Here is an 11,837-nt window from a genome sequence, read left to right as displayed (position 1 = left end):
GGCAAGACTATCACGGTAACGTGTGAAGGCACAGCCATGATCTACGACATGACGGGTCGCCGTCTGGCCTCCGGTCGCAACACGGTGGTTTACACTGCACAGGGCGGCTTCTATGCAGCCATGATCGTAGTAGACGGCAAGTCTTACGTAGAGAAGCTGGCTATCAAGTAAGCCCACGGGCTGAACTCTCTTTTTCGATCGGGTGCTCTACCACCCGATCCCTACTGGTCGCCCGACTCCCCTTATGAGGAGTCGGGCGACTCGCTTTTGTGTGGGGTATACTTTTACCTACTACAGTGTATTGAAGGCGATGGCGTACATTTTTCGAAAACATGAGCTGATGATCGAAAAAATATGGCACCGAGACATCGGAAAAACACGCGCCAAAAGTTTTTTGATTTGGCGCATAATTTTTGGGGAAGTGGCGCCAAAATAATTTCTTTTTGGCGTGTGTTTTTTTTGCCCTCTGAGCAGGAGGGAATGATTCTATGCCTCTTCACCCGATTGGGGACGAGTAAATTAGCGATTCAGCGAGAGCTTTAGGGGATGGATCTCTCCTTGAACGATGCTGCTTTTTCTGAGAAATGAAGGGGTCTTGGGGCAGAAATGGTTTTTCGCGCAGAAAAACTGTGGTTTGTGAATTATCTTCCTTACTTTTGCAATGATGATGTTTTCAGCGGGGCGATCCCCGGCGACATCTTACCTCGAAAGGGGTATAAGACCAACAAATAGTAACATTATAATAACTCATAGAACTATGACGAAAGTAGGTATTAACGGCTTCGGCCGTATCGGTCGCCTCGTATTTCGCGCCGCTCAATCCAGAAAAGACCTTGAAGTGGTAGCCATCAATGACCTGATCGACGTGGAGTACATGGCATACATGCTGAAGTACGACTCTGTACATGGCCGCTTCGACGGTACAGTAGAGGTGAAGAACGGTCAGCTGATCGTGAATGGCAAGGCCATCCGTGTTACAGCCGAGAAGAACCCCGCAGACCTGAAGTGGGATGCTGCCGGAGTAGAATATGTAGTGGAATCGACCGGTCTCTTCCTCACCAAAGAAGCATCGCAGGCTCACCTCGCGGCCGGTGCCAAGTATGTAGTTATGTCAGCTCCCTCTAAGGACGATACGCCTATGTTCGTCTGTGGAGTGAATACAGATAAATATGTGAAGGGTACACAGATCGTTTCCAACGCTTCTTGTACGACCAACTGTCTGGCACCTATCGCCAAGATCTTGCATGACAACTGGGGTATGGTGGGCGGTCTGATGACTACGGTGCATGCCACCACTGCTACGCAGAAGACCGTGGACGGTCCTTCAGTGAAGGACTGGCGCGGTGGTAGAGCTGCCGGCGGCAATATCATCCCCTCTTCTACAGGAGCTGCCAAGGCTGTGGGCAAGGTAATCCCCGAACTCAACGGTAAGCTCACGGGTATGTCTTTCCGTGTGCCGACACTGGACGTATCTGTAGTAGACCTCACTTGCCAGCTGGCCAAGCCTGCCAAGTACGAAGACATCTGTGCGGCCATGAAGAAGGCTTCCGAAGGTGAGTTCAAGGGTATCTTGGGCTATACGGACGAAGATGTGGTTTCTGCTGACTTCATCGGTGATACGCGTACATCTATCTTCGACGCCAAGGCCGGTATTGCCCTGACTGACAACTTCGTGAAGATCGTTTCTTGGTACGACAACGAGATCGGTTATTCCAACAAGGTGCTTGACCTCATTGCCCACATGGCAAAGGTGAATGCATAAGCATTGAAAGAAAGTCCCCTCCGGAATCGGACTATCATTCTCTAAATAAGGTATTGAGCTCGGTGTCTTGCCGGGCTCATGCCGTTTAAATCTGCTTGGTTTAGAGTAAAAATCCTCATGCCAAGCTCTTATACCCTCCTCAACCTTCTGTAACAAAATGGAGATCAACAAAATACCGCCTGCCGGCAAGACTGCACTGCTGGGCATGTCTCTCGACGAACTCACAGCCGTGGCGCTTGCGCTCGGTATGCCGCGCTTCGCGGGCAAGCAATTGGCTGAATGGATCTACGTGCGTCGGGCATCGGACTTTGCGCAGATGACCAATATCTCACAGTCCAATAGGGAGAAGCTCTCCGCTTCCTATGAGATAGGACGCACGCCCTGGTCCGATGTCCGATGCTCCGTGGACGGCACCAAGAAATACCTCTTCCCCGTCGGAGGAGGCAGGTTTGTGGAGTCGGTCTTCATCCCAGATGGCGATCGGGCTACGCTCTGTATCTCGTCTCAGATCGGATGTAAGATGGACTGTCTCTTCTGCATGACTGGCAAGCAAGGGTGGAAGGGCAATCTCTCGGCTGCCGAGATCCTCAACCAGATCTTCTCTGTCGAGGAAGCCGACCGTCTCACCAATATCGTGTATATGGGTATGGGCGAGCCGCTGGATAATACGGACGAGGTGATGTGCAGCCTGCGTGCCCTCACCGAGGGGTGGGGAGTGACGTGGAGTCCTAAGCGTATCACAGTCTCCACCATCGGAGCCAAGGGACTGGAACGCTTCTTGGCGGAGAGCCGTTGCCACCTCGCGGTGAGTCTCCACACCCCGTTTGCGGACGAGCGGCAGGAGCTGATGCCGGCGGAGAAGGCTTTCCCTATTCTCCAAACGCTTGAGCGCATCCGTGCCTATGACTTCAGTGGTCAACGCAGGGTCTCGTTCGAGTATATCGTTTTCGACGGCCTCAACGACGACCGCAGGCATGCGGACGAACTGGCTTCGATATTGAAAGGGATTCCTTGCCGGATCAATCTGATACGCTTCCACCGCATCCCCGGTGTACCACTGCGCACTTCGAATGAGAAGCGCATCGAGGCATTCCGCCAACGCATGGAGGAGCATGGCTACACCTGTACCATCCGTGCCTCACGGGGGGAGGATATTTTTGCCGCTTGCGGCATGCTTTCGACTGCCAAGCAGCAGAACGGCCGTACGGAAGCTGCCGAAGGATAAGGCGTCGTGGCGCGACTTTTCTGTCCTATAAGGCGCGAGAAGCGCCGCAACCACGATTTTTTATTATTACCTTTGGTCGTGTATCTACAATGTAGCATTACTCAAGAAGGAAAAATGAAAAAAGAAAATCGTTTTTGGTTTGCTCTGCCTATTCTCATTGCCATGGTGGTGATGATGAATGCATGTAAGCAAGGAGGATCTGCTGGCCAGTCCTTCGCCAACTCGACCGGCTCCCCCGGCGAAGTGATGTTGGTCATGGATAATCAGCATCTTTCCGCACCTGTGGGAGAGGCTATGTATGAGGCCCTGACGGAGGTGGCTCCGGCCTTGAATCAGAACGAACCCATCTTGGCTGTTTCCCGTGTGACGGAAGAGGACTTTACGGGCTTCCTCCGCTATATCCGCAATGTGGTTCAGGTAGATATCAATCCTGAAGTATTTACACATACCGCGCTCAAGTACGGATATGATCAGTGGGCCAAAGGTCAATTGGTCGTGCTCATCAACAGTCCGAGTGTCGATTCGCTTCAGAACTATGTCCAAAACAACAAGGCGGCTATCCAGAATCTCATTATCCGTCACGAGCTGTTCCTCTTCGGCGAGTTGTGGATGAAGGCCTTTAGTGCCGATGCCAATCAGCGCGTGGAGCGCATGTTCGGTTACAATATCAATGTGCCCAACGACATTCTCAGCCACAAGGAGGGTGAGAACTTCCTGTGGATGTCCAACAACCAGATGCGCCGTCGCAAGGATCTCCTCGTCTATACCTTCCCCTATCGTAACGAATCGGATCTGAAACTCGACCGCATGATCGAGGTACGCGACTCCGTCCTCAAGGCTAATATAGAAGGATCCGATATGGGTTCTTATCCCATCACCGAACGCATGCTGCTCAAGCATCGATATATATATCTGGACAAACAGAAACGTGGCGAGGTGCATGGCATCTGGCGCATGGAGGGAGGACAGATGATGTCCGGCCCGTTCGTGATGCAAGCTTTCGTCGATGGCGATAAGGTAGTCGTGGTGGAAGGCTTTATCTATCACCCCAACGAGAAGAAGCGCGACCTGATGCGTCAGATGGAAGCGGCTCTCTATAGCATGCGTCCCCGGTCGGCAGCGAAGTTCGATGCAGCGGTGATCAAGAAAGCACGTTGGACTGTCCTCAAATAAACGTCGGCTATCTGTCCATACACACATAACTTTCATGGAGAATAAGAAGCTGAAAGTGGCCATTTCGCATGGCGACATCAATGGTATAGGGTATGAGATTCTGCACAAGACCTTTGCCGATGCCACGATATTGGAACTTTTCACTCCCGTCATATTCGGATCGGCCAAGGTGGCCGCCTATTACAGAAAAACATTAGAACTCGAGCTTGAGAGTTGGAACCATGTCTCTTCCGCAGCAGAAGCCGTGGAGGGTAAGGTGAATCTGGTCAATTGCGTGCCGGAAGATGCCAAGGTGGAGATGGGCGAATGCTCTCCCATGGCAGGCACTTATGCTGCCCAAGCTCTCAGCTATGCCTTGCAGGCGGTAAAAAAAGGAGAGGCTGATGTCCTCGTGACGATGCCTATCAACAAGGCTGCCATGCCACAGGATGTTTTCCCTTACAAGGGGCATACCGAGTTCTTGCAGGCCGAGGCAGGTCTGGAGGACAGTGATGCGCTGATGATCCTGACGCAGGACTCGATTCGTACAGCTCTGGTGACGATGCACGAGCCGTTGGTACGCGTACCTTCTCTCATCAGTAAGGAACTTATTATGGACAAGTTGCGTGCCTTCGATCGCAGTCTCCGCATGGACTTCGGCATCGTCCGTCCGCGTATCGCAGTCATGGCGCTCAATCCGCATGCCGGAGACAACGGCCTCATCGGTACGGAGGAGATAGAGACGATACGCCCTGCCGTTCAAGAGGCTGAGGAACAAGGCTTATTGGCTTTCGGCCCTTATGCCGCGGATGGTTTCTGGGGGTCGGACATGGTGTCGCATTTCGATGGTGTCCTTTCGATGTATCACGATCAGGGATTGGCTCCTTTCAAAGCGCTTTGTATGGAACGTGGAGTCAATGTGACGGCAGGGCTTTCTGTCGTACGCACATCGCCGGATCATGGTACAGGCTTTGATATCGTGGGTAAGGGTGAGGCTTCGCCCGATTCCTTCCGTGCGGCCGTTTTCCAGGCGATAGATATCTATCGTTCTCGCGCTACGTGGCGTCATGCAACGCGCAATCCTCTCCGAAAAAGTTATTTCGAGCGTGGCAACGATAATGAGAAACTGCCGCAGACAGAAGACGAAAACTAATAAACAAACACATATAGCTATGTTCAAGGACAAGACCATTGTTTACACATCCGGAACGTTCGATATGTTCCACTACAACCATTTGCGCATGATCAACTATGCGCGTAGTTTGGCCGATATACTTATTGTTGGCGTCAGCACGGACGAATTGGTCTCTTCATATAAGGCTCCCCCCATTATCCCTTTCAACGAACGACTGCAGATCCTTGAGGCTCTGAAGACTCCCGACATCGTTATTCCCCAGCATACACTGGATCATACGGAGATCGTGAAGAAACTGAATATCGATGCTTTTGTCGTGGGTGATGACTGGAATGGCAAGTACGACTATCTCAAAGATCTGGGGGTCCAAGTCTTCTACTTCCCTTACGGAACGGGCGTGTCCTCCTCCAAAATCAAAGAAACCATCCATGACAGCTATGCCAAGACGCTGAACGAAGAACGTCAGCAGAAGCCGAAGTCTGTCCAAGAGATGTAGCGCCATGCCTACGGGATACGCATTGATTACCGGCGGGACGAAGGGTATCGGATTGGCAGTGGCGCGTCTTTGGGCGAGTAAGGGTTACTCACTCGTCTTGACCTACGGACACGATCAAGAAGCTGCGCGTAGTGCTGCTGCCGAGTTGGCTGCTCATGCCCCGGTGGTTGAGCTGTTGGAGGCCGATGCTACCGGCACGGCAGGGATAGATGCCATAGCAGATGCGCTCAGTGAGCGGGACATTACCTTGCGGGCTGTAGTGATGAATGCGGGTATCACCTGTCGCACGCCTTTCGAAGAGATCACTATTGAGGAGTGGCAGCAGGTCTTTTTTGCCAATGTGCATTTCCCCACTTTTTTGATTCAGCGGCTTCTTCCGCGTATCGAGCGTGGAGGATGTGTGCTTTTCACCGGTTCACTTATGGGGATCGAGCCCCACGGGATGGCATTGCCTTACGGCGTGAGCAAGTCGGCTGTGCACGCTCTCACACGTAATTTGGTGAAGCATCTTGAGCCTTATGGTATCCGCGTAAATGCTGTCGCTCCGGGCTTCGTCGATACAGAATGGCAGAAGACCAAACCGGCAGAGATCCGTCGGAGTATAGAGAGCAAGGTCGCTCTGCACCGTTTTGCTCTGCCCGAAGAGATCGCCGAGGCTTTTTTATTTTTGCTTACCAATGCATACTGCAACGGAGAGATACTGACTCTCGACGGAGGTTACAGCTTCCGATGATGAACAATCAGAGACATGAACGAAAACGACAAGGAATATCAATCCTCCCTTAAATCTCTGGAGACAGAGAATATTGTTGATCGGAAGTTTTATCGCCCGATCGGTTTTTACTTTGCCAAGCTGCTCAGCCATACGAAAGTCTCTCCCAATATGGTTACCATTCTCTCAATCTTTGTCGGATTAGGGGGTGGTTTGTGTTTTATGCATACGCCATACAGTCTTGGGTGGGCCGTTGCCGGTATTATCTGTTTGGTGTTGGCCAATATTATGGACTGCATTGATGGACAGTTGGCTCGCCTGACAGGTATCAAGAGTGAGATCGGTCGTATCCTCGATGGTATTGCGGGTGATATTTGGTTTGGGTGCATATACATTTGCTTCATTCTTCGATTGAGCGCAGAGTATCCCGCCGTCTTTGGTCCGATGACCATCGGAGCTTTTATTCTTGTTGGCCTCCTTTCCGGTTTCAGTCACCTCATACAAGCTGCAGTCACGGATTACTACAAGACGCTTCATCTCTTCTTTATCAGTCCCGAGAAGGGAAAAGAGTTTGAGCGTTCCTCTTCCATTCGCAAGAGAAAAGGAGTCATGCCGCAAGGAGTGAATCGTTTTTTCAGCACCTTATACTATTATTATACAGTCGTGCAGGAGTTGGCGACGCCGCATTTGCAACGACTTCTTGACCAATTGGAATCGCAATATCCAAACAATACGATCCCCGAGCATCTCCGTATGGGGCTGCGTCAGGATAGTCGACGGATCATGAATATCGTGGACTTTCTCACATTCAATGGTCGCACCATCCCGCTTTTTATCTTCGTGCTGACGGGACATATTTGGCTCTACTTCGTTTTTGAAATTATCGTGCTGAATATTGTTTTGCTCGTCGGTGTCAAGCGTCACGAAGCTATGTGTCGCGATCATTACAGGACTGATAACTGATCCTGCACTCCTCTTCCTAATAGTTCATTCTTGCTACAGCAGTCATGGTCGATTCTCGTCCCGAAGTTCTCACCGAAGAAGATGTGCATCGCCTTTTTCCCGTCTTGGAAGGAGAGCGACGAGTGACGCGTCGACTGCTGAAAGCACTCAAGATAACTGATATCAATGCTGTCCACGCTCGTCATATCAATCTGCGTGGTGCAGCTTTTGCCCATGCAGCTCTGACCGATCCTGCCATCAACGTGAGCTATAGGCTCCATGGTGCAGAGCATTTGGAGGAGATGCGCAAGAGCGGTGCCTTCACGACTGTGTCCAATCACCCGTTCGGCTCCATCGACGGCATCATGCTGATAGATATTATCGGCTCCGTACGTCCCGATTACAGTGTCTTGGTCAATGGTTTTTTGTCGATGATCAGTTGTTTGCGCGACAGCTTTATTCCCGTAGCTCCTCCGAGAGGCATTGCGGGAGGGACGGAAAGCAAAAACAATGTATCTGGAGTCAAAGAAGTCCTCCATCGTTTACAAGCGGGTCAACCTGTAGGATTTTTTCCGGCAGGCGGTATTTCCGTGTACAAAGGCAATCGCAATCGGGTGATGGATAGCGAGTGGCAGGCCAGTTGTGCGAAGATGATTTTGGCGAGTCATGCACCGGTCTATCCCATTTTCTTCAGCGGGCGCAATTCTTGGTACTTCCATTTCCTCGGTTGGCTCAGTTGGACCATCAGAACGCCGCGCATCCCTGCCGAACTATTCAACAAGAGGGGACACGTCTTCGATGTGTACATAGGCGAACCAATCGCTCCCGAGACTATCGCTCGCTTCGAAAAGAGTCCCCGTGAGCTGGCGCTTTTCCTCTACGATCGCACGTATTGTCTTGCTCCGAGACGACAGAAAAAGAAATGAAATCTACCAAGCAGCTTCGCATCTATACGGCATCGGCCGGCTCCGGCAAGACGCATACGCTTACCGGTGAATACCTTCGTTTGGCCCTGCGTGCACGCGGGGCTTTCCGTTTTATACAGGCGGTCACCTTTACCAATAAGGCCACTGCCGAGATGAAAGAGCGTATCCTCGAAGAGCTTCACAGCCTCGCCAAAGGTGCTTCCTCCCCTTTCGCTTCCGATCTGGAGCGTGAGCTTTCGTTCACGAGTGAGCAATTGCAGGTGCGTGCCCAAGAGGTTCTCTCCGAGATGCTGAATGACTATTCTGCCCTGCGAGTGAAAACGATCGACGCATTCTTCCAAGAAGTAGTTCGTGCCTTCTCGCACGAGCTGGGGCTGCCCGGCGGTTTCCGTATCGAAATGGAGAAAAAGGTCGTGCTTGAGCAGGCCGTTGTTCGCTTGCTTCACAGCCTTGGGGAGAGAGGAACGTCGGATGTAGAGCGATGGATAAGGCGTTTGGCGGAAGATATGATCGAAGCGGGAAAGGGGCATAACATCCGCAGAGAAATGATCGGTTTGGGAGAAGAACTTTTCAATGAGAAGCTTCTTCTGCTTTCTGAGCAAGGACGATTACCTGTCAAATCGGCTATTCATTCTTATCAAGCAGAGATGCGAAAACTGATCAAAGCCTTCGAAGAGCGACGACTTTTGCTTGCTCGCCGAGCCGAAGAGATCGTCACGACGGCAGGTATCAGCTTCTTAGATTTCAAGGGTGGTTCCAAAGGCGGAATTTTGGAGTTCGCCAAAGTTCTCAGAGGTGGAGATGTCAAGCCTCCCACCAAGACCTTCGTCTCTATGGCTGAAGGCGATCCTGAAGTCCAACTCTATGCCAAAACTGCAGCCCCTCAGACGAAAGAAGCCATCATGTCGGCCTATGCCACCGGCCTTCGAGAGTGTATGGTAGATACGGTAGCGTTGTACTGCGGACGGGGCTGGGTCGAATATAACACGGCCGTTCAGTCACTTCCTTATCTCAATCGCCTCGGTATCATATCTGACCTGTGGGAACAGATCGGACAGATCAGACAAGAAGAAAACACGATGCTCATATCTGATGCCCCCACGCTCCTGCATCGGATTATCGACGGTAGCGAGACACCGTTTGTCTATGACAAGATCGGTGTGCGCATCGAGCACGAAATGATCGATGAGTTTCAAGATACCAGTCGTCTGCAGTACGACAACATCAAGCCTCTCCTCTCCGAGAGTTTGGCGAGAGGAAAGTACAATCTCCTTGTGGGTGATGCCAAGCAGAGTATCTATCGCTTCCGTAATGCCGATAGGAGATTGCTTACGGATGATGTCGGGTTCGACTTTGCTGGTCAATCCGATCGGGTCAATCTGCCATACAACTGGCGCAGCACGCCCGAAATCATTAGGTTCAACAATACTCTCTATGCCCGTCTCCCAGAAATTTTGGGAAGAGCCGTCGCCGCAGAAGCGGAGGCTGCGACCTCTTACGATGGGGCATTGGTCGAAGAACTGCGAACCACTTTCTTACATACCTATGCCGATGTGGGACAGCAGGTGTCACCGGCCAAGGCGGATGCCGGTGGTGTGGTCTGTGTACATGTGGCTGAGGATTTGAAGGACGAGGAGGGAGGAACCCTCATGAAGTGGCGCAAGCATCTTATGCTCAGCCTTCCTCGCTATATCATAGACTTGCAAAAGCGCGGTTATGCTCCCTCCGACATCGCCATATTGGTGCGCAAGGCTCGCGACGTGGAGGAGGTGGCTCAAGCCCTATTGTCCTACCGTCCCGAGCCTGACGAGCAGGGTTATGCCCTCACTCCCATGTCAGATGATGCTCTCACGCTCAATAGTGCAGCATCCATACGCTTCCTTTCTGCGATCCTTCGCTTCGTCGCACAACCACAGTCCGATGCATTGCGACAGATGGCTTACCTTGCTTATGATGGAATGTGCAAGGCTGCCGGTTTGCCTTCGGAGGGAGATGGGGATTTTACTGCTGCTCAGCTGGATGAGTTTGTCTATCTCCGCCGGCGTTCTCTTTACGAACTGGCAGAGGGGCTGATCTCGCTTTTCCGTTCGCTTATGCCCGAGGGAGAGACCCCCTATTTGGTGGCTTGGTTGGATCAGATCAATTCGTTCAGCCATGAGTATTCTGCCGATCTCCGCTACTTCCTCCGATGGTGGGATGATATTGGATCGGCTAAGTGTCGCATCGCCTCGGCACCCAATAGTCAGTCCATCACAGTCATGACTATCCATAAGTCCAAGGGGCTCGGCTTCCGTGTCGTCCTGATGCCCTTTATAGATTGGCCTATGGACGACGGTGCCAAACACGAGCAGATCATTTGGTGTATGATGCCACAGAATCGTCCCCCCTTCGATCTCCTCTCAGTAGTCCCTGTCCGTTATAAAAAGGAAATGGCTGAGACCTTCTTTGCTGCCGATTACTTCCGAGAACGGTCTGACGCCTTAATGGACAACCTCAATCTCCTCTACGTAGCTACCACGAGAGCCAAGGATGAGATGCACCTTTGGCTCCCTCCTGCCAACAAACCGGAGGCACTTGCCACTGTGGGTGATCTCATGCATCAGGCTATTGATTCGCTGGGAGTAGAAGCTTCAGCCTCCGGCAGTTACCAATGGGGAGAGCCGAACCCCTCTGTTTTGAGTAAAGCCGCAGCATCGCAATCTACCACACTCCCCTTTGTGTTGCCCACGGGACGTCCTTCTGCTGTGACGACACATTTGGCCATCCGCCCCGAGGGAGGAGAGTTCTATCGCAGGCATCTGCCTCTCTATCATGGTCATGTGATGCACCGCGTGTTAGCGGAGGTCGTATGCGCCGACGATGTTCCCCATGCGTTGGAGCGCTATCTTTCCGAAGGCATCGTCACACAAGAGGAAGCCCAAGAATTAACAGAACGGCTGACTGTTGTCACAGCCGATCCGCAATTTGCCCAATGGTTCGATGGAAGCGGTCGAGTTCTTAACGAGCAGGATATTCTCTTACCCGGAGGAGGCCAGCGTCGTCCCGACCGCATCGTTCTTTACGACGACCATACGGATATAGTCGACTACAAATTCGGTGCTGTTCGCGATGCTCACCAACGGCAGATGAGCGGCTACATCCGACTCCTTTCTTCAATGAACTACCCCCATGTGCGGGGTTTTCTCTGGTATCTGCCCGAGAACGAGGTGGTAGAGGTGAGCGGAGAGTGTATTCTCTAAGTTTCTGTTTCCTGTCAGCGGTAGGCGATCTGAACCACAAGAGCTTTTTCTCTCATTTAGGAAAAATGCTCTATTACAGTGCAGAAAGGGCGACTATTAAGGCGCAACAAAGTGAAGGACAAATCTGTCCTTTATAAAGGATAGATTTGTCCTCGACTGAGGACAGAACTGTCCTTGGCTAAGGACAAAACTGCTTTTCATAATAATCGGCAACACACATCGCCATCTCAGCATTAGACCGCCAGATA

At 51.7% G+C, this 11,837-nt stretch carries 9 protein-coding genes and 1 pseudogene; all 10 read left to right on the top strand.

What is annotated here, in order from left to right:
• Nucleotides 1–171, top strand: a pseudogene (locus tag C7382_RS10355) (peptidase); the annotation flags it as partial.
• Between the two features lie 586 nt (nucleotides 172–757).
• Entirely contained in the window at nucleotides 758–1,762 is a 1,005-nt protein-coding gene (gene gap, locus C7382_RS07295; protein ID WP_116679639.1) for a type I glyceraldehyde-3-phosphate dehydrogenase, read from the top strand.
• Between the two features lie 157 nt (nucleotides 1,763–1,919).
• Nucleotides 1,920–2,987, top strand: a complete 1,068-nt coding sequence (rlmN, locus tag C7382_RS07290) for a 23S rRNA (adenine(2503)-C(2))-methyltransferase RlmN (protein WP_116679638.1) — start codon at nucleotides 1,920–1,922, stop codon at nucleotides 2,985–2,987.
• A 114-nt stretch (nucleotides 2,988–3,101) separates the two neighbouring features.
• The gene (locus C7382_RS07285; RefSeq protein WP_116679637.1) at nucleotides 3,102–4,160 is read left to right on the top strand and encodes a DUF4837 family protein; all 1,059 of its coding nucleotides are present in this window, start codon (nucleotides 3,102–3,104) and stop codon (nucleotides 4,158–4,160) included.
• Nucleotides 4,161–4,194: 34 nt separating this feature from the next.
• Nucleotides 4,195–5,292, top strand: a complete 1,098-nt coding sequence (gene pdxA / locus C7382_RS07280; RefSeq protein ID WP_116679636.1) for a 4-hydroxythreonine-4-phosphate dehydrogenase PdxA — start codon at nucleotides 4,195–4,197, stop codon at nucleotides 5,290–5,292.
• A 19-nt stretch (nucleotides 5,293–5,311) separates the two neighbouring features.
• Entirely contained in the window at nucleotides 5,312–5,770 is a 459-nt protein-coding gene (locus C7382_RS07275; protein ID WP_116679635.1) for an adenylyltransferase/cytidyltransferase family protein, read from the top strand.
• Between the two features lie 4 nt (nucleotides 5,771–5,774).
• A complete protein-coding gene (locus C7382_RS07270) occupies nucleotides 5,775–6,503 on the top strand; it encodes an SDR family NAD(P)-dependent oxidoreductase (RefSeq protein ID WP_116679634.1) in 729 nt (242 codons plus the stop codon).
• Between the two features lie 15 nt (nucleotides 6,504–6,518).
• The gene (locus tag C7382_RS07265; RefSeq protein ID WP_116679633.1) at nucleotides 6,519–7,445 is read left to right on the top strand and encodes a CDP-alcohol phosphatidyltransferase family protein; all 927 of its coding nucleotides are present in this window, start codon (nucleotides 6,519–6,521) and stop codon (nucleotides 7,443–7,445) included.
• Nucleotides 7,446–7,489: 44 nt separating this feature from the next.
• Complete coding sequence (locus tag C7382_RS07260) at nucleotides 7,490–8,350, top strand: lysophospholipid acyltransferase family protein (protein WP_116679632.1); 861 nt, start codon at nucleotides 7,490–7,492, stop codon at nucleotides 8,348–8,350.
• Complete coding sequence (locus C7382_RS07255) at nucleotides 8,347–11,589, top strand: UvrD-helicase domain-containing protein (RefSeq protein ID WP_116679631.1); 3,243 nt, start codon at nucleotides 8,347–8,349, stop codon at nucleotides 11,587–11,589. Before C7382_RS07260 ends, C7382_RS07255 begins: the two co-directional genes overlap by 4 nt.
• Nucleotides 11,590–11,837 lie beyond the last annotated feature (248 nt).

This window comes from Porphyromonas loveana (genome assembly GCF_003096695.1).
Lineage (GTDB): Bacteria > Bacteroidota > Bacteroidia > Bacteroidales > Porphyromonadaceae > Porphyromonas > Porphyromonas loveana.
Note: the sequence above shows the minus strand (reverse complement) of the source record. Positions and strands in the feature narration are given on the sequence as shown.